This is a genomic window from Pseudoxanthomonas sp. SGT-18 (genome assembly GCF_003931645.1).
GTDB lineage: Bacteria > Pseudomonadota > Gammaproteobacteria > Xanthomonadales > Xanthomonadaceae > Pseudoxanthomonas.
In genome coordinates this window covers 217003-242548 of sequence record NZ_RRYJ01000001.1, presented here as the reverse complement: position 1 = coordinate 242548, position 25546 = coordinate 217003, and the positions used below count along the sequence as shown (strand labels likewise).

The 25546-nt window shown below is 72.4% G+C and carries 23 protein-coding genes, 1 tRNA gene and 1 pseudogene; 9 read left to right on the top strand and 16 right to left on the bottom strand.

Annotation, left to right across the window (positions count from 1 at the left end; translation table 11 throughout):
* The first annotated feature begins 33 nt into the window (after nucleotides 1-33).
* On the top strand, nucleotides 34-1923 hold the full coding sequence (locus tag EIM47_RS01150; protein ID WP_125075841.1) for an EAL domain-containing response regulator: 1890 nt from the start codon (nucleotides 34-36) through the stop codon (nucleotides 1921-1923).
* A gap of 53 nt (nucleotides 1924-1976) precedes the next feature.
* Nucleotides 1977-4745, top strand: coding sequence for a hybrid sensor histidine kinase/response regulator (locus EIM47_RS01145; RefSeq protein ID WP_125075840.1), 2769 nt, complete (start codon nucleotides 1977-1979; stop codon nucleotides 4743-4745).
* Here EIM47_RS01145 and bfr read toward each other — a convergent pair.
* The 3 genes from bfr to EIM47_RS01130 form a co-directional block, all read right to left on the bottom strand.
* Nucleotides 4718-5188, bottom strand: a complete 471-nt coding sequence (gene bfr, locus EIM47_RS01140) for a bacterioferritin (protein WP_019399995.1) — start codon at nucleotides 5186-5188, stop codon at nucleotides 4718-4720. The two genes, EIM47_RS01145 and bfr, sit on opposite strands and share 28 nt — an antisense overlap.
* Nucleotides 5189-5289: 101 nt before the next feature.
* The gene (locus tag EIM47_RS01135) at nucleotides 5290-5487 is read right to left on the bottom strand and encodes a (2Fe-2S)-binding protein (protein WP_125075839.1); all 198 of its coding nucleotides are present in this window, start codon (nucleotides 5485-5487) and stop codon (nucleotides 5290-5292) included.
* Between the two features lie 89 nt (nucleotides 5488-5576).
* A complete protein-coding gene (locus EIM47_RS01130) occupies nucleotides 5577-6176 on the bottom strand; it encodes an RNA pyrophosphohydrolase (protein ID WP_125075838.1) in 600 nt (199 codons plus the stop codon).
* 157 nt (nucleotides 6177-6333) lie between these two features.
* Between EIM47_RS01130 and EIM47_RS01125 the strand changes: the two genes are divergently transcribed.
* Nucleotides 6334-6410 (top strand) — tRNA-Met (locus EIM47_RS01125).
* A gap of 80 nt (nucleotides 6411-6490) precedes the next feature.
* Here EIM47_RS01125 and flgA read toward each other — a convergent pair.
* The gene (flgA, locus tag EIM47_RS01120; RefSeq protein ID WP_125075837.1) at nucleotides 6491-7201 is read right to left on the bottom strand and encodes a flagellar basal body P-ring formation chaperone FlgA; all 711 of its coding nucleotides are present in this window, start codon (nucleotides 7199-7201) and stop codon (nucleotides 6491-6493) included.
* A gap of 136 nt (nucleotides 7202-7337) precedes the next feature.
* On the opposite strand from flgA, the pseudogene flgB reads away from it, so the two are divergent.
* The 3 genes and pseudogenes from flgB to EIM47_RS01105 all read left to right on the top strand — a co-directional run.
* A pseudogene (gene flgB, locus EIM47_RS16160) lies at nucleotides 7338-7661 on the top strand (flagellar basal body rod protein FlgB); the annotation flags it as partial.
* 48 nt (nucleotides 7662-7709) lie between these two features.
* Nucleotides 7710-8111: a flagellar basal body rod protein FlgC gene (gene flgC / locus EIM47_RS16155; RefSeq protein ID WP_125076094.1), complete on the top strand. Its 402-nt coding sequence runs from the start codon at nucleotides 7710-7712 to the stop codon at nucleotides 8109-8111.
* The gene (locus EIM47_RS01105) at nucleotides 8108-8794 is read left to right on the top strand and encodes a flagellar hook capping FlgD N-terminal domain-containing protein (protein WP_125075836.1); all 687 of its coding nucleotides are present in this window, start codon (nucleotides 8108-8110) and stop codon (nucleotides 8792-8794) included. Before flgC ends, EIM47_RS01105 begins: the two co-directional genes overlap by 4 nt.
* A 92-nt stretch (nucleotides 8795-8886) precedes the next feature.
* On the opposite strand, the gene EIM47_RS15860 is transcribed toward EIM47_RS01105, so the two are convergent.
* The 12 genes from EIM47_RS15860 to EIM47_RS01045 all read right to left on the bottom strand — a co-directional run bounded on the left by EIM47_RS15860 (nucleotide 8887) and on the right by EIM47_RS01045 (nucleotide 22245).
* The gene (locus EIM47_RS15860) at nucleotides 8887-9111 is read right to left on the bottom strand and encodes a hypothetical protein (RefSeq protein WP_232207951.1); all 225 of its coding nucleotides are present in this window, start codon (nucleotides 9109-9111) and stop codon (nucleotides 8887-8889) included.
* A gap of 453 nt (nucleotides 9112-9564) precedes the next feature.
* Nucleotides 9565-10701, bottom strand: coding sequence for a flagellar basal-body MS-ring/collar protein FliF (gene fliF / locus EIM47_RS01095; RefSeq protein ID WP_019400001.1), 1137 nt, complete (start codon nucleotides 10699-10701; stop codon nucleotides 9565-9567).
* Between the two features lie 16 nt (nucleotides 10702-10717).
* Nucleotides 10718-11032 carry a flagellar hook-basal body complex protein FliE gene (locus EIM47_RS01090; protein WP_019400002.1) on the bottom strand — a complete coding sequence of 105 codons (315 nt, stop codon included), beginning with the start codon at nucleotides 11030-11032 and terminating at the stop codon, nucleotides 10718-10720.
* 116 nt (nucleotides 11033-11148) lie between these two features.
* A complete protein-coding gene (cobA, locus tag EIM47_RS01085; protein ID WP_198006241.1) occupies nucleotides 11149-11895 on the bottom strand; it encodes a uroporphyrinogen-III C-methyltransferase in 747 nt (248 codons plus the stop codon).
* Between the two features lie 82 nt (nucleotides 11896-11977).
* Nucleotides 11978-14758 (bottom strand): nitrate reductase, encoded by a 2781-nt coding sequence (locus EIM47_RS01080; RefSeq protein WP_019398355.1) that lies wholly within the window; start codon nucleotides 14756-14758, stop codon nucleotides 11978-11980.
* Entirely contained in the window at nucleotides 14758-15123 is a 366-nt protein-coding gene (gene nirD / locus EIM47_RS01075) for a nitrite reductase small subunit NirD (protein ID WP_019398356.1), read from the bottom strand. Before nirD ends, EIM47_RS01080 begins: the two co-directional genes overlap by 1 nt.
* Before the next feature lies 1 nt (nucleotide 15124).
* The gene (gene nirB, locus EIM47_RS01070; RefSeq protein WP_125075835.1) at nucleotides 15125-17590 is read right to left on the bottom strand and encodes a nitrite reductase large subunit NirB; all 2466 of its coding nucleotides are present in this window, start codon (nucleotides 17588-17590) and stop codon (nucleotides 15125-15127) included.
* Nucleotides 17587-18126, bottom strand: coding sequence for a GNAT family N-acetyltransferase (locus tag EIM47_RS01065; protein ID WP_026010465.1), 540 nt, complete (start codon nucleotides 18124-18126; stop codon nucleotides 17587-17589). The genes nirB and EIM47_RS01065 overlap by 4 nt, the downstream gene beginning before the upstream one ends.
* A 27-nt stretch (nucleotides 18127-18153) precedes the next feature.
* Nucleotides 18154-19017 (bottom strand): formate/nitrite transporter family protein, encoded by an 864-nt coding sequence (locus EIM47_RS01060; RefSeq protein WP_037034260.1) that lies wholly within the window; start codon nucleotides 19015-19017, stop codon nucleotides 18154-18156.
* Between the two features lie 43 nt (nucleotides 19018-19060).
* Nucleotides 19061-20230: a nitrate/nitrite transporter gene (locus EIM47_RS01055; protein WP_205948685.1), complete on the bottom strand. Its 1170-nt coding sequence runs from the start codon at nucleotides 20228-20230 to the stop codon at nucleotides 19061-19063.
* Nucleotides 20231-20603: 373 nt separating this feature from the next.
* Nucleotides 20604-21668 (bottom strand): CmpA/NrtA family ABC transporter substrate-binding protein, encoded by a 1065-nt coding sequence (locus EIM47_RS01050; RefSeq protein ID WP_037034254.1) that lies wholly within the window; start codon nucleotides 21666-21668, stop codon nucleotides 20604-20606.
* A gap of 4 nt (nucleotides 21669-21672) precedes the next feature.
* Nucleotides 21673-22245, bottom strand: coding sequence for an ANTAR domain-containing protein (locus EIM47_RS01045; RefSeq protein WP_125075832.1), 573 nt, complete (start codon nucleotides 22243-22245; stop codon nucleotides 21673-21675).
* A 351-nt stretch (nucleotides 22246-22596) separates the two neighbouring features.
* On the opposite strand from EIM47_RS01045, the gene EIM47_RS01040 reads away from it, so the two are divergent.
* From EIM47_RS01040 to EIM47_RS01030, 3 genes are all read left to right on the top strand, one after another.
* Nucleotides 22597-23139 (top strand): hypothetical protein, encoded by a 543-nt coding sequence (locus tag EIM47_RS01040; protein WP_240626124.1) that lies wholly within the window; start codon nucleotides 22597-22599, stop codon nucleotides 23137-23139.
* Nucleotides 23140-23285: 146 nt separating this feature from the next.
* Nucleotides 23286-24686, top strand: coding sequence for an oxygen-independent coproporphyrinogen III oxidase (hemN, locus tag EIM47_RS01035; protein WP_125075831.1), 1401 nt, complete (start codon nucleotides 23286-23288; stop codon nucleotides 24684-24686).
* Between the two features lie 19 nt (nucleotides 24687-24705).
* Nucleotides 24706-25464, top strand: a complete 759-nt coding sequence (locus EIM47_RS01030) for a helix-turn-helix domain-containing protein (RefSeq protein WP_125075830.1) — start codon at nucleotides 24706-24708, stop codon at nucleotides 25462-25464.
* Nucleotides 25465-25546: the final 82 nt, after the last annotated feature.

Genomic DNA, 25546 nt, shown 5'->3' with positions numbered 1-25546 from the left:
TCACATAATGCAGGCCCAATAGGGGAGCCATTGATGGCCGCACGAGATCCTGCGCCCACGCCGGAGGACCCGGCGGCGCGCCAGCGCATACGCGCCGAAACCCCGCCACCGCATTACTGGCGCCGCTGGACCCGCGACGCCGCGGACGTGGCGGCCGAAGCCGCGGCCGCTCCCGCCGCGCGCGTGGGCGCCGCGGTGCCGCCGCCCGCCGCCGTGGCCCCGTCCGGCCCGGTGCCGACCCCGGCCCCGGTGCTCAGCACCGGCGAAGAGGCCCCGTACCGCATCCTGGTGGTCGAGGACGACCGTCCGCAGGCGCTGTTCGCGCAGAGCGTGCTGCACGGCGCCGGCATGCAGGCCGAGGTGCTGATGCAGCCGGAGGGCCTGATCGAGGCGATCACCCGGTTCGAGCCGGACCTGATCCTGATGGACCTGCACCTGCCGGGCGTGGACGGCCGCCGCCTGACCACCCTGGTGCGCCAGCAGCCCGGCTGCCAGCTGCTGCCGATCGTGTTCCTCACCGGCGAACCGGACCCGGACCTGCAGTTCGAGGTGCTGGAAGCCGGCGCCGACGATTGCCTGGTCAAGCCGGTGCGTCCGCGCCACCTGATCGCCGCGGTGGCCAACCGCATCCAGCGCCGGCGCGCGCAGCGCGAGGCCGCGGCCGCGCCGGCGATCGCGGTGCCGACCCTGCGCAGCCACCCGGACACCGGCCTGGCCACCCGCAGCTGGCTGCTGCAGCAGGTGGAGGAGATGCTTGCCGCCGGCGCCACCGCCGGTCTGTTCTTCGTCGAGGTCGCCGGCGCGCTGAGCCTGCGCGAGCGCTTCGGCTACGCCGCGTTCGAGCGGCTGATGGCCGAGGCCGGCCGCCGCCTGGCGCTGATCGTGGCGCCGGCGCCGCTGGCGCGCCTGAACGACAACAGCTTCCTGGCGCTGGTCCGCGACGCGGTCCCGGACCAGCTGCAGGCGATCGCCGCGGAGATGCGCGCGCGCCTGGCCACCGAAACCTTCCAGGTGCGCGAGGGCGAGCCGCTGCAGCTGCGCAGCGCGGTCGGCCACGCCGCCCTGCCCGGCGGCTTCGAGCACGCCACCGCCGCGCTGGAGGCGACCGAGCGCGCCGCGCTGCAGGCGCGCCTGCTGCCGGAGGGCGTGTGCGGCTACGTGCCGCCCAGCACCCAGGAGGCACAGGAACAGCTGGCCCTGCTGGAAGGCGAGATCGAACTGGCCTACCAGCCGGTGGTGGCGGTGGCCGGCAGCGAACAGGCCCGATACCAGGTGCTGATGCGCCTGCGCCAGGCCGACGGCACGGTGCTGTCGGCCGGCCAGGTGGTGCCCACGGCGGAGGCCAGCGGCCGCATCACCGACCTGGACCAGCAGGTGATGGAGCACGCGCTGGACCTGATCGCGCGCCGCGCGCGCGAGGGCAACCCGCTGCAGCTGTTCGTCTCGCAGTCGCCGCGCACGCTCACCCGCGAGGCCTACGCCGACTGGCTGCTGCAGGCGATCGGCGCGCGCGCCATCGACGGTGGCGCGGTGATCATCGACCTGCGCCTGGCCGACGCCCTGGTCCACTGCGTGGCCCTCGCCCCGTTCTGCCGCCGCCTGGTGGAGGCCGGCGTGCAGTTCTGCCTCAGCCAGTACGAGCCCGGCCCGGAGGCCGAGGCGCTGCTGGGCCAGCTGCCGCTGGGCTACGTGCGCATGGCCGGGCGCTTCGCCGGCGCGCACACCGACCAGGGCCTGCGCGACCAGCTGCGCGCCACCATTGACAAGGCCCATGGCTTCGGCCTGCTGGTGGTCGGCCAGCAGATCGAGGATCCGCAGGCCGCCGCGGCGATGTGGATGGCCGGCATCGACTTCGTGCAGGGCAACCTGGTCAGCTCGGTAGGCAGCGAGCTCGACTTCGACTTCCAGAACGCGGTGCTCTAGCCATGGCCGCGCCCGCCTCCCGCAGCCCGTGGCCGGCTGCCGCCGCAGGCGCGATGGCAGCGGCGTTGCTGGCCCTGGCCCTGGCACTGGCCGGGATCCCCGGGCCCTGGGTGGCGCTGGCCGGCGGCCTGGCGCTGGCCGGGCTGGTGGCCGCGCTGGTGACCCTGTTCGCCACCCGCCGCGCCGCGGCGGTGCTGGACACGGCGCTGGCGCGCGCGGCCACGGCCGAGCACGAGCGCAACCAGCTGCAGCGCGAGCTGCAGCGCCACGACAAGCTCGAGCAGCAGCTGCTGCAGGCCAAGCAGGCGGCCGAGGCCGCGGCCCTGGCCAAGGGCGAGTTCCTGGCCACCATGAGCCACGAGATCCGCACCCCGCTCAACGGCATCATCCCGATGCTGGACCTGATCGGGCACGGCACCCTGGCCGAGGACCAGCGGCAGATGCTGCGCACCGCGCACGAGTCCTCGCTGCAGCTGCTGCGGATCGTCGACGACATCCTCGACTACTCCAAGCTGGAGGCGAACCGGCTTGAGCTGGAGATCACCACCTTCAACCTGCGCGAGCCGCTGGAGGCGATGCTGCAGCTGATGCGCCGCCCGGCCGAGGACAAGGGCCTGCGGCTGGAGCTGGAGATCGACCCCAACGTGCGCCTGCCGGTGCGCGGCGACCCGGTGCGGCTGCGCCAGGTGCTGGGCAACCTGGTCGGCAACGCGGTCAAGTTCACCGAGCGCGGCGGGGTCACCCTGGCCGTGCGCCGGCTGGGCGAGACCCCGGCGCAGCACCTGCTGCGCTTCGAGGTGCGCGACACCGGCATCGGCATCGACCCGGACATCCAGGCGCGCCTGTTCCGTGCCTTCAGCCAGGCCGACGCCTCCACCACCCGCCTGTACGGCGGCACTGGCCTGGGCCTGGCCATCTGCAAGCGCATCGTCGACCTGATGGGCGGACGCATCGGGGTGGAATCCGAGCCCAGCCGCGGCTCCACCTTCTGGTTCGAGATCCCGCTGCTGAAGGTGGTCGGCGACCTGCAGCGCGGCGAGACCGGTGGCGCAGAACTGCGCCAGGTGCTGGTGGTCAGCCCGGACGTGCGCCTGCGCCAGCGCATGGGCCTGCTGCTGCCACCGTGGGGCTACGCCGTGGACGCGGTCGAATCGCCGCAGGAAGCGCTGGAACGGCTGCGCGGCGATGCCCTCCCGCGCCAGGCACGCGGCGCCTACGTCGCGGTCCTGGCCGACCACGACGGCCTGCGCCACAGCGCGCGCGCCCTGTACCGGGCGCTGGCCCGGACCCCGGCCTACGCCGGCATCCGCCTGCTGTGGCTGTACGGCGCGGAGGTGCCGGGGGAACTGCGCGAGGGCGCCGAGCTGGTGCCGCGGATGGCGGCGGACGCCGAGCTGCGCGCCGCGCTGCAGGAACCGGCCGGCGATGGTGCGGGCACGGCCGCCGACACCGCCCCGGGCGGCGACGACGACACCCCCGGCGCGCTGGCCGGCGGCGGGCTGGCCGGCGCCGAGCCGGGCCCGGCACCGCAGGCACCGGAAACCCCGGCTGCGCCCCCTGCCCCGCCTGCATCTCCCGCGCCGGCGGCCGGGCCGGCGCCGGTGCATGCGGCGCGCCTGCTGCTGGTGGAGGACAACCCCGTCAACCTGCTGGTGGCGCAGAAGCTGCTGTCGGTGCTGGGCTACGCCTGCGACACCGCGACCAATGGCGAGGCCGCGCTGGCGCGCCTGGCCGCGGCCGAGTACGACCTGGTTTTCATGGACTGCCAGATGCCGGTGCTGGACGGCTACAGCGCCACCCGGCGCTGGCGCGAGCAGGAAGCGGTGCGCGGCGGCCGGCGCCTGCCGATCGTGGCCATGACCGCCAACGTCATGGCCGGCGACCGCCAGCGCTGCCTGGACGCGGGCATGGACGACTACCTGTCCAAACCGGTGGCGCGCGAGCAGCTCGATGCCTGCCTGCGGCGCTGGCTGCGCCCGGCGCCCGCCGCCGCCCAGGCGCCTGCGCCCGCGGCGTCCGCGGCCCCGGCGCGGCCTGCACCCAGCGTCCCGCCGGCGGCGACGCCCGCGTCGGCTGCCGCCCCGGGCCCGGTCCCGCGCGCCGCGCCCGCCCCTGGCCCGGCGCGCCCGGCCCCCGCTCCGGCCGTGGCCACGCCGCCGGCCCGGCCCGCGGCCCCGCTGATGCCTCCCGCAACCCAGCCGTCGCGGGTTGCGGCGACACCGCCGCGCCCGGCCCCGGCGCCGACTGCACCGACCGCGCCAGGCGCCCCCGCCGCGCCGGCCGCCGGTCGGCCGGCCACGCCGGCGGCTCCTGCGCACCCCATGGCTCCGGCGAACCCTGCACCGCCTTCCACGGCTCCGGCCACGCCGGCAATCACCCCGGTCCGCCCGGCGGCCCCCGCGGCGCGCGCCAGCGGCGCCCAGGCCACGGCCCTGTCGGCCGTGGATGCCGGGATCCCGGTGCTGGACATGGAAATGCTGGATGAGCTGCGCGCGATCGCCGGCGACGACGCCACCGCGATCGTGCGCCTGTTCCTGGAGGATGCGCCGCGGCTGGTGCGCCAGGTGGAGCAGGCCTCGGCCACGCCCGACCTGCCGGCCATGCGCGAGGCCGCGCATGCGCTCAAGTCCTCCAGCGCCAACATCGGCGCGCTGGCGCTGTCGTCGGTGGCGCGCCGGATCGAGACCGCGGCGCGCACCGGCACCCTGGAGCGGCCGGCGGTGGCCGCGGCGCTGCTGATCGCCGAATTCGGCCGCGCGCGCGAGGCGCTGCTGGCCTGGCTGGCGACCCCGGGTCAGTCCTCGAGCTTGCTGAGCAGGTAGTTCTGCTCGCCGATGCGGGCGATCAGGTCCAGCTGGGTCTCCAGCCAGTCCACGTGCTCCTCCTCGTTGTCGAGGATCTTCGTGAACAGCTGGCGGCTGACGTAGTCGCCGACCGAATCGGCGTAGGCGATGGCCTCGCGCAGCAGCGGGATGCCTTCCAGTTCCAGCGCCAGGTCGCACTCCAGCGCCTCGCGCGGGCCCTCGCCGATGCGCAGCTTGCCCAGCGCCTGGAAGTTCGGCAGGCCCTCGAGGAACAGGATGCGCTCGGCCAGCCAGTCGGCGTGGTGCATCTCCTCGATCGATTCCTTGTACTCGTGCTCGGCCAGCTCCTTGAGCCCCCAGTTCTTCAGCATCTTGGCGTGCAGGAAGTACTGGTTGATCGCGGTGAGCTCGTTGTACAGGGCCTTGTTGAGGTACTCGATGACCTTCGCGTCGCCTTTCATCGGGTTCGCTCCTGCGCGGGGGATGCGCGCACTCTAGCGCGCCGCGGGCGGCGGCGAGGTAACGCGAATCGTGTGCATCGCCGGCCGCGGGCCGGCGAGGCTCAGGCCGCCTGCAGCAGCGGCAGGGACAGGGCGCGGGCCCGGTATTCGGCCACCAGGTCGGCGGCCAGCGGCAGGCAGGTGCCGCAGGTCGCGCCGCAGCCGGTACGCATGGTCAGTTCGGCGACGCTTTCGCAGCCGGCCTCGACGGCCTCGCGGATCTGGCGGTCGGTAACCCCATTGCAGATGCAGACGTACACGGCGGTCTCATGTGGCTGAACCGGGATCCATTCCACAATGAATGAGAACCGTTGTCAATTGCATCCGCGTCCGCGGCCCCTGCCAGGGTTCAGGCGGATGAACGCCCGCCCCGCGGCTGCCGCGGCCGCCGCCGCGGACGGTCGTGGCCGGCGCTGTTGCCCGGCAGCCAGGCCTGCTGCGCCACCCCCGGCATCTGCCGCAGCTGGGCGCCCACGCTGGTGGCCAGCGGGGCCAGGTGGCGCAGGGCGCGGGCATAGACCCCGCGCTTGAAGGTGACCACGTGCTCGACCGGGTACCAGAAGTCGACCCAGCGCCAGTGGTCGAACTCGGGGCTGTCGGTGGCGTCGAAGCGCACCAGTGAATCGTCGGCCACCAGCCGCAGCAGGAACCAGACCTGCTTCTGCCCGATGCACACCGGCCCCGGCCCGCCACGGCGGATCGCCCGCCCCGGCAGCCGGTAGCGCAGCCAGCCGGGCGTGGCGCCCAGCAGTTCCACATGCTCGGGGGACAGGCCGGTTTCCTCGTACAGCTCGCGGTACATGGCCTCGACCGGGGTTTCGTCGCTGCGCATCCCGCCCTGCGGGAACTGCCAGCCATCCCGGCGCACCCGGCGCGCCCAGAACACCTGCCCATCGTCGCGCATCAGCACGATGCCGACGTTCGGCCTGTAACCGTCCGGATCGATCACGATGCGGACTCCAGAAAATTCGACTGCCCCGACAATGCCACGCCCCCGGCAGGGCGACAAGCGGCGATTGACAGCGCGGCCAGGAACGTGAAAAATTCGCAATTCCCCGCCGCTCTGCAGGCGCGTGCGCGGGAAGCGCGGCCTGGTCCGCGGTTTCGGCTACGTAGCTCAGCCGGTTAGAGCACAGCACTCATAATGCTGGGGTCGGTGGTTCGAGTCCACCCGTAGCCACCATTGCCTGCAACGCAAAAGCCCCGCATCCGCGGGGCTTTTTGTTTCCATCGCCACGCCTGGCCGCGCCGTCCGGCGCCGCGCTATGGCGCCGCCTCCGCCTCCAGGCCGACCACGCCGGGGGCCAGGACCCGGGCACGGGTGGTCTTGCCTGTGCTGGTGTTGCGGATGCGCACGCTGTCGCCTACCCCGCCATCCTCCAGCGCGGTGCCTGCAATCGCGGTCTGGAAGCCCTGCCCCGTCGCCACGATCCGCAGCGGCTGGCCACGGGCGACCGCGCTGCCGCCCTGCAGCAGCGAACGCCGCAACGGCTGGCCCGCGCGCAGCGTGCGCCGGGCGCGGTAGCCGGCGGCCTGGTCCGGCGACAGCAACAGGTCGGGGATCGCCGCCAGGTCCTGCTCGCCGGTTCCCAGCGCCTCGGCACGCAGCGGCTGCCCGGCCTCCACTTCCCCGCGCGCGACCACCGCGTCCACGTAGGCGCCGGCGCGCGCCGCGAAACGCACCTCGCCGCCGCCAGGACAGCGCACCAGCAGCTGCAGGCGGTCGAAGCGCTCGTCCGCCGCCACCTCGGCCACCTCCACCTGCAGCGGCCGCGCGCAATCGGGCGGGCGCCGTGCCGCCGGCAACAGCAGCACCTCGATGCGTGCGGTGGGCACGCCCATTGCCTGGACCCGCCGTTGCACCCAGGCACGCGCCACCTGTTCCAGCCGCGCCTGCGGCATCGAAGCGTCCTGCGCGCGTGCCTGCGGCGGCATACATGCCGCCAGCAGGCAGGCGAGGTGCGATTGGGACATGCCGCGCAGATTAGCCGCGCGGGCGCGCGGGCTTCGCTCAGGATCTTTTTAGATTCCGCCAGCGGCCGGGGGGCCTCCCTACCATGCGACGGCCCGGTCGTGGCACTGCCGCGACCACCAGAGGAACCGGAACAGCATGGGTATCAACCTCGGACAGGCGCTTGGCCTGCACCCTGCCGCGCTGAAGCTGCGCGGCGAACGCGCCCAGGTACTGGCCTCCAACCTGGCCAACGAGAACACCCCCGGCTACCAGGCACGCGACCTCGACTTCCGCGCGCGCCTGGACGAGGCCGCGCTCGGCCTGGCCGAGCCGCTGCTGCCGTTCGAATCCGACGCGGTGCTCTACCGCGTTCCCAGCCGCCCCTCGCAGGACGGCAACACCGTCGAGCTCGGCGTCGAACAGGCCGAATTCGCGCAGAACGCCCTCGATTTCCAGACCAGCCTGACCTTCCTGAACATGAGGCTCAAGGACCTTGGCCGCGGCGATCCAGGGCAACGGGTAAGCACGATGAGCTTCAAGCAGAGCGTGGAGATCGCCGGTTCGGCCATGGCCGCCCAGACCGTGCGCATGAACACCATCGCCAGCAACCTGGCCAACGCCAACACCGCCGGCACCGCCAACGGCGCCTACCTGGCGCGCAAGCCGGTGTTCGCCTCGGTGTTCAACGGCCTCGGCGCGCGGGTGCAGGTGCTGGACGTGATCACCAGCCAGGACCCGCTGGAATCGCGCCACGAGCCCGGCAACCCCCTGGCCGACGAGAACGGCATGGTCTTCTATTCCAACGTCAACCCGGTGGAGGAGATGGCCGACATGCTCGCCGCCTCCCGCGCCTATTCCACCAACGTCGAGGTGCTGGCGCGCCTGAACGGGATGCAGCAGGCGGTGCTGAAGCTGGGAGAAGGCGCATGACCGCGGTCGACAACGCGTTGCTGGCCGGCGCCGGCGCCGGCAGGTCCGACGGGGCCGTGGCCGCGAACGGCCGCAGCGTCTCCGACCTGTTCATGACCCTGCTGGTGGCGCAGATCCGCAACCAGGACCCGCTCTCGCCGATGGAGAGCAAGGACTTCGTCAACCAGTTCGCCTCGATGAGCCAGGTCGAGACGATGCAGACCCTGTCCAGCCTGACCAGCAGCTCCGCGGCACTGCAGGAAAGCATGCTGGTGGTGAACCTGGGCGCCCAGGTCGGCAGCGACATCATGGTCGCCGCCGCCGGCGTCAGCCTCGACGCCGACCCGGTCCAGGGCGCATTCGTGCTGGATGCGCCCGCCGCCGAGGTGGCCGTGCTGCTGACCGGCGCCGACGGCAGCACCCGCCGCATCGAGCTGGGCGCGCACGACGCCGGCACCGTGCAGTTCAGCATCGACCCGCGCAAGCTCGGCCTGCCCGCCGGACGCTACGCGCTGCGGATCGAGGCCGGCACCGGCGAGGCGCCGCGCGCCAAACTCCAGGGCCGCCTGCTCGGCGTGCGCCTGGATGCGCAGGGCCGGGTCGTGCTCGACGTCTCCGGCGTCGGCGAAGTCGGCACCGGCGTCATCTCCCGATTCCTGGGCCGCAACGGCGGCACCCAGACCACCTCGCAGCAAGGAGCCTGACGGTCCATGGCATTCAACATCGCACTCAGCGGCCTCAACGCAGTCACCGGCCAGCTCGACCAGATCAGCAACAACATCGCCAACAGCGGCAGCTACGGCTTCAAGTCCGGTCGCGCCAACTTCGCCTCGGCGTACTCCCAGGGCAAGGCCGGCGGCGTGTACGTGGGCTCGACCACGCAGTCGATGAGCCTGGGCGGCAACGTGCTGGCCACCGGCCGCAGCCTCGACGCCGCGATCCAGGGCCGCGGCTTCTTCGTCGCCCGCGACAGCAGCGGCGCGATGGTGTACTCGCGCCTGGGCCAGTTCAGCGTGGACAAGGACGGCTTCGTGGTCGACTCCATCGGCCGTCGCGTGCAGGGCTACGGCACCGCCTCCGGCGGCGTGCTGGGCGACCTGAGCGTGCCGACCGAGGCCATGCCCGCCGCCGCCAGCAGCACGCTGAACTACGCCGGCAACATGTCCGCCGACTGGCAGGCGCCGGCCGCGCCGTTCGACATGGCCGATGCCACCACCTACAACGGCGTGCAGGTCTCCAGCCTGTACGACTCGCTGGGCCGCCAGCACACCCTCAGCCAGTACTTCGTGCGCGGCGCCGGCAACGACGTGACCGTCTACTACGCCGTCGACGGCACCCTGGTCGACGACGGCACCGGCCCGGTCACCTCCAACCTGCAGTTCGGCACCACCGGCCAGCTGGTCGCCCCTGCCGCGCCGATCAACATCGCCCTGGGCACCCCCGACGGCTCCGAGCCGCTGCAGGTGGCGATCAACTACGCCACCACCACCTTCTTCGGCGGCGACTTCAACACCACCGCCACGCTCAGGCGCTTGAGCCGCACCGGGCTGCGCCGGATCTGGACCACGTTGCGGTCGTACACGTACTGGCGGGTGAGCGCGTTCTTCTGCGAACGCGGACCCTCGGGGGCGTCGTTGGCGGCACCGGACACCGCCACGGGGCGGTTGGACAGCGAGCCGGGCACGCCCAGCGGGATCACCCCGCTGTCGTTCTCCTCGCGCGTGGCCTCCTGGGTGACGCGCGGCGCCTCGCCGTACTGTTCGCGGGTTTCCTCGATGCGGTCCTGGTCCACTTCCACCGCCACCGAGGCGCGGAAGTTGCCGTCGCCCAGGGTGGGGCCGAGCAGGTCCTGGATGTTGCGCAGGGTTTCCTCGCGCACGCGGGTGGCCAGCTCGCTGTTGTCGCCACCGTGCGGGCTGGCCAGGTCGACGCCGGCCGACAGGAAGTTGCCGGCCTGGTCCACCACCGACACCCGCGCCGGATCGAGGTTGGCGACGCTGCCGGAGACCATGGCGATGATCGCCGCGACCTGCTCCTTGTTGAGGCGGCGTCCCGGCTTGAGCGCCAGCACCACCGAGGCCGAGCTCTTGTCACCATCGCTGAGGATGAAGGAGGAGGACTTGGCCACCGACAGGTGCACGCGCGCCGACTGCACCGGGTCGAGGGTGACGATGCTCTGCACCAGCTCGCCTTCCAGCCCGCGGCGGAAGCGCACGTCCTGCACGAACTGGCTGACGCCCAGCGGATCCTTCTGGTCGACCACCTCCAGGCCGTCCGGCAGGCGCGCGACCACGCCGCGCGCGGCCAGCAGCATGCGCACCTGGCCCAGGCGCGAGTCCGGCACCAGCACCTGGCCGGTGTCCGGGTGCAGGCGGTAGGGAATGCCCTCGGCGTCGAGCACCGACATCACGTCGGCCGCCACCACCTTCTCCTGCGCGCCGAACACCGGCTTGTAGCGCGAGTGGGCGTGGTGCAGGTACATCATCCCCAGCGCGGTCAGCGCCAAGGCCAGCAGCACCACCGGCAGCAGCCGCGACAGGGTGGCCGGGGACGGGCGCGGCAGCGAGGCGGGGAGCCAGCGCTGGGCCAGGGGCTTGAGGCGTTCGATCACGTCCGTGGGCGCCCGCTCAGACCGTGGTCTTCATGAGGTCGTCGAACGCGGCCATGACCTTGTTGCGCACCTGGATCAGCATCGAGAACGAGAGGCTGGCCTCCTGGCTGGCGAGCATGGCGCCGACCAGGTCGTCGCTGGCGCCGGTCTCGACCGCCTCGACCTGGCGCGCGGCCTCGTGCTGGACCGCGTCGACCTGGTGCAGGACCTTCTGGAACATGTCCCCGAAGCCACCCGCGGAGGCTCCATCGGAAGGCGGCGACGGCGGCAGTTCGCCCGGCTGCAGCAGCGCCAGGGGCGGCAGGGAAGGCAGGTTGGTCAGGGCTTCCATCGCAGGGGGACTCGGGGCAGGATCGGCCGGCATTGTGTCCACCCCTTCCCGGGGCCTGGCCGATTCTTAAGAGAATCTCTACGGGCCCGCTGCGCCCCTTGCCGTGCCCGGCCGCGTCAGCCGGCCGCGCGGACCTCCGGTTCCGGTTCGCCTGCCCTGCCCGCCACCGCGGCGGCCTCGCCCAGGGCGCCGCCGACCAGGATCACCCCGGGCAGCCCCTCGCCGGCGGCAGGAAGCGCGAGCAGCCCGGCCAGGGTGGTGGCCTGGGCCTGTTCGTCCTGCCGCGACGCGGCCTGCACCACGGCGGCCGGCGTGTCGCCCGGCAGGTGGACCAGCAGGGCGCGGGCGATGCGCTCCAGCCGGCCCATGCCCATGTAGATGGCCAGGGTGGTGCCGCTGCGCGCCAGCGCCGCCCAGTCCGGCTCGCCGTGGTCGGCGGTATGCGCCGTGACGAAGCTCACACCATGGCAGTGCTGGCGGTGGGTCAGGGACACGCCCAGCGCGGCGGCAGCGGCGAAGGCGGCGCTGACGCCATTGATGATGCGTACCGGGACTCCGGCCTCGCGCAGGAAGGCGATCTCCTCGCCCGCACGGCCGAACATCAGCGCCTCGCCGCCCTTCACCCGCACCACGCGCAGGCCCTGCAGCGCGTAGCGCCGCATCAGCCGGCAGATGAAGGCCTGTGGCGTGGAGCGGCAGCCGCCACGCTTGCCCACCCGCACCACGCGTGCCTGCGGCGCCAGCTCGACGATGCCGGGATCGACCAGCTCGTCCAGCAGCAGCACCTCGGCCTGCTGCAGGGCGCGCACGGCCTTGAGCGTCAGCAGTTCCAGGTCGCCGGGGCCGGCGGACAGCAGCACCACCTCGGCGGGCGGGCGGCGGAGATCGGCAGGGTGACGGGGGTCGCGGGCCATGGCGGGTCTCCAGTGGGGGGGGGGGCGGCGGTCAGGCGCTGGCGGCCTGGCGGACGAGCCGGGTGAGTTGCGGGACACAGGAGCCACAGACCGTGCCGCAGCCCAGGCGCTGCTTCAGCGCGGCCAGGTCGGCGCCGGCGCGCACTTCGGCCCGGATCGCCGATTCGCTGACCTGGCGGCAGACGCAGACCACCGCATCGCGCGCCACTTCGGGCAGCGCGGCAAAGGCGGCCAGGCGCGAGCCCTGCCAGGGCTCGCCCGCCAGCGCGGTGCGCAGCAGGGCTTCGCCGCCGGGTCGCACGTCGCTCCAGAGCAAGCCATCGATACGGCTGGCCCCTGCGGCAACGCGCCAGGCCACGCGCTTGAGCTGGCCGCGGCGGGCGTCGCGGTACTCGAGGGTGTCGGCGGAGGCGGCCAGGCCCAGCGCGTTCTCCAGCGCGGCCTGCCAGTCGGCTGGCATCGCCCCGGAGGCCGCAGCGCGCAGCACCACCCAGCCGCTGCCTTCGACGGCTTCCGGATCCACGTCCGGCTGCAGCGCGACCGAGGCGTAACCGCACGCCGCAAGCAACGGCTGCACCGCGGCATGCATCGCCAGCACGTCGCCACGGCGCGCGGCCAGCAGATGCCAGCCGAACTCCGCCCTCTCCACCCGCACCGCGGCGTGCTTGAGCTCGGGCTGGCGCGAGCGCGTGTCGACCGCCGGCTGGCTGAGCTCGTTGATGCCGCCGCTGGCCAGGTGCTGGCCGCTCCAGTGCATGGCCGCGAACACGGTGCCGGAGCCGACCTCGTCGGACAGCTCCAGCGGCAATACCAGGCCGCCGCGCTTGCTGGACACGCGCACCAGCTCGCCGGCCTTGAGGCCGCGCCGTGCCGCATCCTCGGGGTGCATGCGCAGCGCAGGCTCGGGGCTGTGCGTGTACAGCGCCGGCACCCGCCCGGTACGCGACATGCCATGCCACTGGTCGCGCAGGCGCCCGGTCAGCAGGCGCAGCGGGAAACGCGCCGAAGTCGGCTCGGCGACTGGCCGGTACGGGGTGGCGTGGAAGCGTGCGCGACCATCGGCGGTGGCGAACACGCCGTCGGCATAGCGGCGGGCATCGCCTTGCGTGGCTCCTGCCGGGAAAGGCCACTGCTGCGGACCGCGTTGCTCCAGCAACTCGTAGTCGAGGCCACCGATATCCAGGTCGCGGCCCACGGTCAGCGCGCGGTGCTCGGCGAAGATCGCCGCAGGCGTGTCGGCGGCGAACAGCGGCGCGGCGCCCGGCACGGCCAGTCGCGCTTCCAGCCGCAGCGCGACCTCGCGTGCGATCCACCAGTCCGGACGCGCCTGTCCCGGCGGCGCCACCGCGGCGCGCACGCGCGAGATGCGGCGCTCGGAATTGGTGACCGTGCCCTCCTTCTCGCCCCAGGTGGCGGCCGGCAGCAGCACGTCGGCATAAGGCACGGTATCGGTATTGGCGAAAGCCTCCTGCACGATCACCAGCTCGGCGCGCTGCAGCGCCTCGCGCACCGGGCCAAGGTCGGGCATCGAATGCGCGGGGTTGGTGCAGGCGATCCAGATGGCCTTGATCCGGCCGGCGCGCACGGCCTCGAACAGCTCCACCGCCGCCAGTCCGGGCTGCGGCGACAGACTGCCGGGCGGCAGCTGCCACAAGGCCTCGACCTCGGCGCGGTGCGCCGGATCGGCGATCTCGCGGTGGGCGGCCAGCATGGTCGCCATGCCGCCGACCTCGCGCCCGCCCATGGCATTGGGCTGGCCGGTCAACGAGAACGGCCCCGCCCCCGGACGGCCCAGCTGGCGCGTGGCCAGGTGCAGGTGGATCAGGGCCAGGTTCTTGTCGGTGCCGTGCACCGACTGGTTCAGGCCCATGCAGTACAGCGACAGCGACGCCGGGCTGCGCCCGAACCACTCGGCCGCGGTCACCAGGTCCTCGACCGGCACGCCGCAGATCTCCGCCGCCATGCGCGGGCTGTAGTCGCGCAGCAGGCGCTTGAGTTCGCTGAAGCCGGTGGTGTGGCGGTCGATGAAGTCCTGGTCGAGCAGCCCCTCCCACACCAGGTGGTGGAGCATGCCATTGAACAGGGCCACGTCGGTGCCGGGCTGGATCTGCAGGTGCAGGTCGGCCATGGCCGCGGTATCGGTGCGGCGCGGATCGACCACGATCCAGCGCACGTCCGGATCCTGCGCCCTCGCCTCCTCCAGCCGCCGGAACAGCACCGGATGCGCCCAGGCGGCATTGCTGCCGGCGAACAGCACGGTCTTCGCCTGCTCCAGGTCCTCGTAGCAGGTGGGTGGGCCGTCGGCGCCGAAGGCCAGCTTGTAGCCGGCCACCGCGGCGGACATGCACAGCCGCGAGTTGGTATCGATGTTGTTGGTGCGCAGCAGGCCCTTGGCCAGCTTGTTGAAGACGTAGTAGTCCTCGGTCAGCAGCTGCCCGGACAGGTAGAACGCCACCGCGTCCGGGCCATGGCGCTCGACGATGTTGGCCAGGCGGTCGGCCACGCTGTCCAGCGCCACCGCCCAGTCCACCGGCCGGCGCGGATCCTGGCGGCGGTGGCGCAGCTCCGGCACCAGGGCGCGGCCCTGCAGGCTGCGCGCGGTCTCGGCCAGGGTGCGACCCTTGCTGCACAGGCGGCCCAGGTTGGCCGGATGCAGGGGATCGCCTTCCACGCCCGTGATGCGTTCGCCGGCGGCATCGTGCCGGCTGTGCACCAGCACGCCGCAGCCCACGCCGCAGTAGCAGCAGGTGCTGCGGGTGGTGCGCCGCTCCACCGCCGGCGGCGCCTGCGCGGTGCGGACGGCGCCGTCCATCAGGCCACCGCCTCCGCGGTGCCCGCCGGCGTGGCCGGTTCCAGCGGCAGCGCCAGCCACACCTCTTCGCCGCGCAGCTGCACCGGGTAGGTGCGCGCGCAGCCCACGTCAGGGGCGCAGGCCTGGCCGTCGTCGAGGCGGATGTTCCAGCCGTGCAGCGGGCAGGTCACCGTTTCCCCGGCGACGATGCCCTGCGACAGCGGACCGCCGCGATGCGGGCAGCGGTCGGCCAGGGCGAACACCTTGCCCGCCTCTGGACGGAACAGGGCGATGGCCTCGCCCTGCCCGCAGTCCAGCACGCGCGATCCCAGCAGCGGGATCTCCCCGAGCGTGCACACCCGCACCCAGTTGGCATTCGTGGGCATGTCAGTCCTCCAGGGTCGCGGGGATGCGCCGCTCCGGCGCCTCCAGCTTCAGCGGCGTGTACTCGCGCGGACGCTCGCCGGCGATCCGCGCCTGCCACGGATCCGGCAGGCCTTCCAGCGCATAGAGCAGGCGCTCGTACAGCGCGCGCCGGCTTTCGGCGTCTTCGACCACCTTGCGCTTGACGTACTCCAGGCCCACGCGCTGGATGTAGTGCACGGTGCGGTCCAGGTAGTACGCCTCCTCGCGGTACAGCTGCAGGAAGGCGCCGGTGTATTCCTTCACTTCCTCGGCCGTGCGCACCTTGCACAGGAACTGCGCGACCTCGGTGCGGATCCCGCCGTTGCCGCCGACGTGGATCTCCCAGCCCGAATCCACCGCGATGATGCCCACGTCCTTGATCCCGCTTTCGGCGCAGTTGCGCGGGCAGCCGGAGACGGCGAGCTTGACCTTGTGCGGGCTCCACATGTTGGCCAGCATGGTTTCCAGGTCGATGCCCATCTGCGTGCTGTTCTGGGTGCCGAAGCGGCAGAACTCGCTGCCCACGCAGGTCTTCACCGTGCGGATCGATTTGCCGTAGGCGTGGCCGGACTTCATTCCCAGGTCGCGCCAGACATCGACCAGGTCTTCCTTGCGCACGCCCAGCAGGTCGATGCGCTGGCCGCCGGTGACCTTGACCATGGGGATGGCGTACTTGTCGGCCACGTCGGCGATGCGGCGCAGTTCGGAGGGATTGGTGACGCCGCCCTTCATCTGCGGCACCACCGAGAAGGTGCCGTCCTTCTGGATGTTGGCGTGCGCGCGCTCGTTGATGAAGCGGCTCTGCGGGTCGTCCACCGCCTCGCGCGGCCAGGTCGAGAGCATGTAGTAGTTGATCGCCGGGCGGCAGGTGGCGCAGCCGTTGGGCGTGCGCCATTCCATGAAGGCGTAGGCCTGGGCGTGGCTGACCAGGTGGTGCTCGCGGATCGCCTGGCGCACCTCGCCGTGGGTAAGGCTGGTGCAGCCGCACACCGCCTTGGTCTTGGGCGTCTCCTGGAAGTTGGAGCCCAGGCAGTTCATCAGGATCTGCTCGACCAGGCCGGTGCACGAGCCGCAGGAGCTGGCGGCCTTGGTGTGCTTCTTGACCTCGTCCACGGTGAACAGGCCCTGCTCGCGCACCGCCTTGACGATGGTGCCCTTGCACACGCCGTTGCAGCCGCAGACCTCATCGGTATCGGCCATGGTCGCGGCGCGGTCCTGGCCGGCGGTGCCGGCCTCGCCCATCGCGGTCTCGCCGAAGGCCAGGGTGTCGCGGCGCCCGCCGATCGCGGTGCCGTCCTTGATCTGCTTGAAGTACCAGGCGCCGTCGGCGGTGTCGCCGTACAGGCAGGCACCGACCAGGCGGTCGTCGCGGATCACCAGCTTGCGGTACAGGCCGGCGGCCGGATCCGACAGCACGATCTCCTCGGTCCCCTCCCCGCCCATGAAGTCGCCGGCGGAGAACAGGTCGATGCCGGTGACCTTGAGCTTGGTCGACACCGCCGAGCCCTTGTAGATACCGATGCCGAAGGTGGCCAGGTGGTTGGCGCAGATCTTCGCCTGCTCGAACAGCGGCGCGACCAGGCCGTAGGCGATGCCGCGGTGCGCCGCGCATTCGCCCACCGCGTACACCCGCGGGTCGTAGGTCTGCAGGGTGTCGTTGACCACGATGCCGCGGTTGCAGTGGATGCCGGCGGCCTGGGCCAGGGCGGTGTTGGGACGGATGCCCGCGGCCATGACCACCAGGTCGGCGGCGACCTCCCCGCCGTCGGAGAAGCGCACCGCGGCCACTTCGCCAGCCTCGTTGCCGACGATCTCCGTGGTCGAGGTGTTGAGCCTGAAGTCCAGCCCGCGCTCGCGCAGCGACTTCTCCAGCAGCGCACCAGCCACCGGGTCGAGCTGGCGCTCCAGCAGCCAGCCGGCCAGGTGCACCACGGTCACCTCCATGCCGCGCTGCCTGAGGCCGTTGGCCGCCTCCAGCCCGAGCAGCCCACCGCCGATCACCACCGCGTTCCGCTTCACCTTCGCGGTCTCGATCATGGTGCGGGTGTCGTGGATGTCGCGGTAGCCGATGACGCCCTTCAGGTCCTTGCCGGGGATCGGCAGGATGAAGGGCACCGAACCGGTGGCCAGCAGCAGGCGGTCGTACTCGGCCTCGGTGCCGTCGGCCGCCACCACCCTGCGGCGCACGCGGTCGATCCGGGTGACCTCCTTGCCCAGGTGCAGGGTGATGCCGTTGTCCGCGTACCAGGACAGCGGATTGAGCACGATGTCGTCGAAGTCCTGCTCGCCGGCCAGCACCGGCGACAGCAGGATGCGGTTGTAGTTGGGATGCGGCTCGGCGCCGAACACCGTGATGTCGTACATCCCGGGCACCAGCTTCAGCAGCTCCTCGAGCGTGCGGATGCCGGCCATGCCGTTGCCCACCACCACCAGCCTGGGCTTCTTCATCGTGTTTCCTCGCTTGGCCCCTGCAGGGCCAGGGTCATGAACGTGGAACAGGGGTCCTCGACGTAATCCGCGAACGGAGCGCAGGGACGGAAGCCGGCACGCGCGTACAGCGCGCGTGCCGGCACATAGGCGGGCTGGCTGCCGGTCTCCAGGCTGAGCCGCCGGTAGCCGCGACGGCGCGCCTCTTCGACCACCCGCGACAGCAGCGCCGCCGCCACGCCGCGGCGACGCGCGCGCGCCACGGTGCGCATCGACTTGACCTCGCCGTGGGCCGGATCCAGCTCGCGCAGCGCGGCACAGCCGAGCAGCACGTCGCCATCCCATGCGCTCCAGAAGGTGATGTCCGGCGCGCGCAGGCGGTCGAGGTCCAGCGCATGCACGCTTTCCGGCGGCGACAGCCGGTACATCTCGTCCAGGTGCTCCTGCAGCAGCGCCGCGATCTCCGGACCGGTCAGCGGATCGACCACGATCCGCAGCGGTGCCGCGTGCTGGGAGGAGTCGCCTTCCATGGCAACAAAGGGGTCGTGCGATGTCATCGTCGGACTGGCCATGGCCGGCTGCACTCAGGCGGTCCCGGCAGTGGCGCCCGGCGCCGGCGACGAAGCGGGCGCAGGGGGCACAAGGGCGGCACCGGCGGCGGTGCGGGCATGGGTCGCGTACATGGTCAGGCCGACGAAGGTCAGGCCGCCGACCAGGTTGCCGACCACGGTCGGGATCTCGTTCCAGACCAGGTAGTCGCCGAAGGAGAACTGCCCGCCGAGCATCAGTCCGCTCGGGAACAGGAACATGTTGACGATGGAGTGCTCGAAGCCCATGTAGAAGAACACCATGATCGGCATCCACATGGCGATGACCTTGCCGGACACGTGGGAGGACACCATCGCCCCGACCACGCCGGTGGAGACCATCCAGTTGCACAGCACGCCGCGCACGAACAGGGTCAGCATCCCGGCCGCGCCGTGGGCGGCATAGCCCAGGGTGCGCGCCTCGCCGATATGCCCCAGCTTCTGGCCGATGGCATCCGGCGCGGTGCTGAAGCCGAAGGTGACGATGATCGACATGAACACCGCCACCGTCAGCGCGCCGGCGAAGTTGCCCGCGAACACCAGGCCCCAGTTGCGCAGCACCCCGCGCCAGGTGCAGCCGGGGCGGCGGTCGATCACCGCCAGCGGGCACAGGGTGAACACGCCGGTGAGCAGGTCGAAGCCGAGCAGGTAGAGGATGCAGAAGCCGACCGGGAACAGCAGCGCGCCCAGCAGCGGCTGCCCGGTCTGCACGGTGACGGTCACCGCGAACGCGGCCGCCAGGGCGAGGATCGCGCCGGCCATGTAGGCGCGGATCACGGTGTCGCGGGTGGACATCAGGATCTTGGACTGGCCTGCGTCGACCATCTTCGCGGCCAGTTCGGAGGGGCTCACGTAGCTCATGGCGGTCTGCCTGCTGTGGGGGAGGAAGGAACTGAAGGAACCGCTACACGCGGGCGTCGCCGAGGCGTGCCCAGCCGACGCGCCAGCGCTGCTTCACCCCGACCAGGCACAGCGAGGCCGCCAGGGCGATGCCGGCGAACAGCCACAGCCCCGGGCCGTAGCTGCCGGCCTGCTGCTTGACAACGCCAAGCCCGGCCGCCAGCAGGAAGCCGCCCACGCCTCCGGCCATGCCGATCAGCCCGGTCATCAGCCCGATCTCGGCACCGAAGCGCTGCGGCACCAGCTGGAACACCGCGCCGTTGCCCGCGCCCAGGCACAGCAGGGTCAGCACGAACAGGGCCACGGTCACCACCGGGCCGCCCACCTGCAAGGCCGCGGCGGCCACCAGCACCGTCACCGCGGCGTACACCGCCTGCAGCGAACGGGTGCCGCCGATGCGGTCGGCGATCACGCCGCCGAGCGGCCGCATCACCGAGCCGGCCAGCACGCAGGCGGCGGTGGCCCAGCCGGCGACCTTCGGTTCGAACGCGAACTGGTCGTGGAAATAGCCCGGCAGCGCGCTGGCGAAGCCGGAGAAGCCGCCGAAGGTGATCGCGTAGAAGAACATGAACCACCACGAGTCGCGGTTGCCGACCAGCACCCGTGCGTAGTCGCCCAGTCCCTTGCGCGCCACCACCACCGGCGCCTCGCGCGCACAGGTCCAGAACACCGCCAGCACCAGCAGCAACGGGATGCAGGCCAGGCCGAACACGTTCTGGAAGCCGTAGGCCAATGCCAGCGCAGGCGCCAGCAGCGCGGCGAACACGGTGCCGGAGTTGCCGGCGCCGGCGATGCCCATCGCCGTGCCCTGGTGCTGCGGCGGATACCAGCGCGAGGCCAGCGGCAGCGCCACCGCGAACGAGGCGCCGGCCACGCCCAGCATCACGCCCAGCAGCAGCACCTGGCCGAAGCTGTGCACGCCCAGCCGCCAGGCCACGGCCAGCGCGGCGATCACCACGATCTGCGCCAGCACACCGGTGGTCTTGGCGCCGATGCGGTCGGCCAGCAGGCCGAGGAACAGGCGCAGCACGGCACCGCACAGGATCGGCACGGCCACCATCAGCGCGCGCTGCTGGGTGTCCAGTTGCAGCGCCTGCGCGATCTGCACCTGCATCGGGCCCAGCAGGTACCAGACCATGAAGCTGAGGTCGAAGTAGAGGAAGGCCGACAGCAGGGTCGGCGTGTGTCCGGCTTTCCAGAACGAACGGTCCATCCGGGTCTCTCCTGGCAGCGGTGGGGGCACCGCGGAGCTGGAAACAAAAAAGCGCCTCCCGGCCGGGTGGCCGGAAGACGCCGTTGTCTTCGTGCCGGCCGCCGTTGGCCGGACTTGCAGGTTTTGGTGCGGGCACCTCGTTGCACCCGCACCATGGACTACGCAATCAGCGTGCCAACGTCCGCTGCGATGCAGCACGGACCACCGGAAGCCTTGTGCCGCCTGCGTTCCGCCGGAATCCAGGGACGCCGGGGCGGCGTGCCCGGACGCGCGCCACGACCGGCGTCATGCACCTCCGCGGTGCCATCGCGCACCGTGCGCGTGCACGTCGCGCTCAGGGCGGCGCGGGTGCGCCCGGGCGCGAATCCCCATCCGGCACCGGCACGCCCAGCAGCGCCGCGGCCTCGCGGTAGCTGCCGGTGCGGAACACATCCACCAGCCATGCCTCGTCGCCATCCGCCGGCGGCAGCCAGCCCCAGCGGCGGAACTGGCCCAGGATCCAGCGGCCATCGGAGATCCACGGGAAGTTCGCCTGGCCATCGGCGTGGAACTGCAGGACCTGGCCGGGCTCGCCCGCCGGCAGCAGGCCGGCGAGCAGGCGCTGCGCCGGCACGCCGATCGCATCGTCGGCCGACAGCCACTGCGCGGCCTGGCGGCGGTGGTCCGGATCGGCGTCCAGCCAGCGGCAGCCTTCCAGCACCGCCGCGGTAAGCGCGACCGACACCTCCGGCTCCAGCGCGGCGAAGCTGCGGCGCGTCGCCAGCACCTTTTCCGGATGCCCGGGCCACAGCTGCCCGCTGGCGGCCACGCGCCGGCCCGCGCCCAGGTTCTCGGCCTCCGCGCCCCAGGGTTCGCCGGCGCAGAAGCCATCCAGCTCGCCCGCCGCCAGCGCCTGCGGCATGCGCGGCGGCGGCAGGGTCACCGCCTCGATGTCGCGCAGCGGATCCACGCCCTGCGCGGCGAGCCAGTAGTAGAGCCAGAGCGCATGGGTGCCCGTGGGGAAGGTCTGGGCGAATACCGGCCGGCGCGGCAGCGCGCGCAGCAGCTCCGGCAGCGGACCGCCCTCGGCCAGGCCGGCGGCCAGCGCCGGTGACAGCACGATCGCCTGGCCGTTGCGGTTGAGCCCCAGCAGGATGGCCAGGTCCGCCTGCGGCCCGCCGATCCCCGCCTGCACGCCCAGCACCATCGCCGACATCGCCTGCGCCGCGTCCAGCGCGCCGGTGAGCAGGCGGTCGCGCAGCGTGGCCCACGACGGCTGTCGGTGCAGGCGCAGCTGCAGGCCGTGGCGCCGGTCCAGGCCCAGGTGCGAGGCGGCCAGCAGGGGCGCGGCGTCCAGCAGCGGCATGAAGCCCACGTCCAGCGGGCGGAGGAAGGCGGTGGTGGCGCGGGTATCGGTCATGCGGTCAGCCCAGCAGGTCGGCCATGGCCAGGATGCGGCGCGCCACGTCCGCGAGCTTGAGGCCCTGTTTCATCGCCTGCTGGCGCAGCGCGGCGTAGGCCTCGGCCTCGGCCATGCCGCGGCGGTCCATCAGCAGGCCCTTGGCGCGTTCGATGTCCTTGCGGTCCTGCAGGCGCTGCTCCAGCTCGTCCACGCGCTGGCGCACATGCGCCTGCTGCTCGAAGCGGGCCATGGCCACGCGCAGGATCGGCGCCAGCCGTCCCGGCGCCAGCCCGTCGACCACGTAGGCGGCCACGCCGGCACCCAGCGCCTCGCGGATCAGGCGTTCGTCGCCGTCGGCCGAGAACATCACCACCGGGCGCGGCGCATGCCGGTCGACGATGGCCAGCTGTTCGAGGGTGTCGCGCGAGGGCGATTCCACGTCCAGGATCACCACGTCCGGCTGCTGTTCCTGCACCGCGCGCAGCAAGCCGGCAGTGGCCACCGGCTCCAGCACCTCGCAGCCGGCATCGGCCAGCGCCTGCCGCAGCTCGGCGATCGGCTTGTCCGTGTCGTTGACCAGGAGGACGCGCGGCATCGGGACGGGGCGGCGGGGGATGCGCCTGATGTTGCCATGCAACATCGCCGCTGTGGGAACCGGTCGCGCCGGGCACGCGCGGCGGCCCCGGCGGCAAACCGCGGCAGCGGTCACTGATCGCGCAACTGGGCCGGTGCAGCCCCTCAACCGCCGCGCTGCCGCGGCCGTTAGGGAAACAGGTCGCGGGACAGCGTCCCCCGCCGCGAACGGCTGCGGCCAGGTGCCGCCAGGCCGGCCCGCCTTCCCGGGCCGCACCACCGGCTGCGCCGTTTCCGTTCGCGGCATGCCCCCCCGGCATGGCGCCCGCCCGCGTCCGCCCGCCGCGCCCTCCCCCAGGTCCAGACATCCCCCATGAACGCCCCGCGCCCCCATACCCCAGGCACCCCCGCGGCCCCAGGCCGCTCCACCCCGGCTACCGCCGCGCTCGCCGCGGCCATGCCCACGCTCGCGCCGGCCGATCCGCTCGGCCCGCTGGGCAAGCTCGCCCTGGCGGCAGGCATCGTCGTGGGCGTGGCCCTCTTCGCCCGGGCCACCTGGCGCTACCTGTCCGGGCCGCAGTACCCGGCCTCGCACCCGGCGGTGATCTCCCTGTTCAACGCCCGCGACGCGGCGATCGATGCCGCGGTGTCGGCCGACCACATGCGCCTGCACGGCTACATGGCCGAGCTGGAAACCCTGCTGATCGCGCGCCTGCCGGACGACATCAACGAGGCCTCGCTGTACATCGCCGAGGCCACCTGCGCCCGCGACATCCTCTCCGGGATCGCCGCCACCGATCCGGAAGGCGCCGAGCAGCTGCTGCACGCGCTGCACCGCGCCGGCTTCGTGGTGCCGGCGGACCTGGAATTCCTGCAGGCCCACCCCCGCGCCGGGATGTCGCTGGCGGCGCAGTAGGCCTGCCCGGCCGTGACGGCCCCGCGCGGCCCCGGGACGCGGTCCCGGGGCCCGGCCGCCATCACGAAACTGAAGCGGCCCTGCCGGCACGCCGGCCATTGACCTGCATCAAGGACAGCCACCGCGGGCGGGCCTAGCCTCGCTCCATGGCCAGCCTGTCCTCCCTGTTCGATCCCGAGCTGCTGCGGCGCTACGACGTGCCGGGCCCGCGCTACACCTCCTACCCGACCGCGCCGCAGTTCACCCCCGGCTTCGGCGAAGCGGACCTGCGCGCGGTGGCGGCCGCCAGCAACGGCGACCCGATCCCGCGACCGATCTCCCTGTACCTGCACGTGCCGTTCTGCACCAGTCCGTGCTTCTATTGCGGCTGCAACCGGATCATCACCCGCGACAAGGCGCGCGGCACCGCGTACCTGACCCGGCTGTACCGCGAGATCGGCATGGCCTCCGAACTGTTCGACCGCGACCGCGACGTGGAGCAGGTGCATTTCGGCGGCGGCACCCCCAACTTCCTGGACCCGCTGCAGATCGCCGAGGTGATGGACGTGCTGCGCCGGCACTTCCACTTCGCCCCGGGCGCGCGCATGGACTGCTCGATCGAGCTGGACCCGCGCTTCATCACCCCGGCCGAGGTCGGCGAGCTGGCCGCGGCCGGCTTCAACCGCGCCAGCCTGGGCGTGCAGGACTTCGATCCGGCGGTGCAGGAGGCGGTCAACCGCGTGCAGGGCGTGGCCCAGACCCTGGGCATCATCGACGCCTGCCGCGCGCACGGCTTCCGTTCGGTCAACGTGGACCTGATCTACGGCCTGCCGAAGCAGACCCTGGAGGGCTTCGAGCGCACCCTGGACATCACCCTGCAGGCGCGCCCGGACCGGCTGGCGATCTACGGCTACGCGCACCTGCCGAGCATCTTCCGCCCGCAGCAGCGGATCCGCGCCGAGGACCTGCCGAGCCCGGAGCAGAAGCTGGACCTGCTGCGCCTGGCGATCGAGAAACTGGGCCAGGCCGGCTACGAATACATCGGCATGGACCACTTCGCCCTGCCGACCGACGAGCTGGCCCGCGCCCAGCGCGAAGGCGGCCTGCACCGCAACTTCATGGGCTACACCACCCATGCCGAGAGCGACCTGGTGGGCCTGGGCGTGAGCGCGATCAGCCACATCGGCGCCAGCTTCAGCCAGAACCCGCGCGACATCGCCGGCTGGGAGCAGGCGATCGACGAGGGCCGCCTGCCGGTGTGGCGCGGCATGCGCATGGACGAGGACGACGTGGTCCGCGCCGACGTGATCCAGCAGCTGATGTGCCACGGGCGGCTGGATTTCGACGCCATCGGCCGCCGCCACGTGATCGATTTCCGCGAGTACTTCGCCGACGCCCTGGCGCGGCTGCGGCCGCTGCAGGCCGACGGCCTGGTGGAGGTCGACGGGTCCGGGCTGAGGGCGACGATGCGCGGACGCCTGCTGCTGCGTATCATCGCCATGTGCTTCGACCGCTACCTCCAGCCCGCCAACGATTCCGCCGCGCCCCGGTATTCGCGTACCGTCTGACGGCGGTGGAGCGCTGCGCATGAACAGCCCCGGCGTCGTCTTCCCGCGCACCGGCCCGGCGGTCATGGCCGACGACGGCGATGCGCTGACCTTCTGCTCCACCTGCGCCTTCTCCCAGGCCTGCATGTCCGAGGGCATGGACAAGGCCGCGCTGATGGACCTGCACGTGCTGGTGGAGCATGTCGGCCCGCTGCACCCCGGCGAACACGTGTTCCGCGAGGGCGATGCGTTCGGCGCGATCGCCGCCGTGCGCGCCGGCACGGTGAAGACCTACCAGGTCGACCGCAACGGCCACGAGCAGGTACTGGGCTTCCACCTGCCCGGCGAGGTGATCGGCCTCAACGCGATCCACGACGACCGCTATCCCTGCAACGCGGTGGCGCTGGACACGGTGATGCTGTGCCGGTTCTCGTTCCCCAAGATCGCACTGCTGGCCCAGCGCCTGCCCAACCTGCAGCAGCACCTGTTCCGGCTGATGAGCCGCGACATCGGCGTGGCCTCGCTGTTCGCCCGCGACAACACCGCCGACGAGCGCATGGCCGCGTTCCTGATCGGGCTGTCGCGGCGGCTGGCCGCGCGCGGCTTCTCGCCGCGCCGCTTCCAGCTGACCATGTCGCGCACCGACATCGCCAACTACCTGCGCCTGGCCCCGGAGACGGTCAGCCGCGTGCTGCGCCGCTTCGAGCAGGACGGGCTGGTGCACATCAAGCTGCGCGACGTGGAAGTGCTGGACATGGAGCGCCTCGAGGCGCTGGCACTGGCCGTCCTGCGCGAGTAGTCACGCTCCGGCAGGCGCCATTGCACGTGGCTTGACCTGCGTCAGGGCCGGCCACGGCCCCGCTGCCGAAGATGCGGCCGTT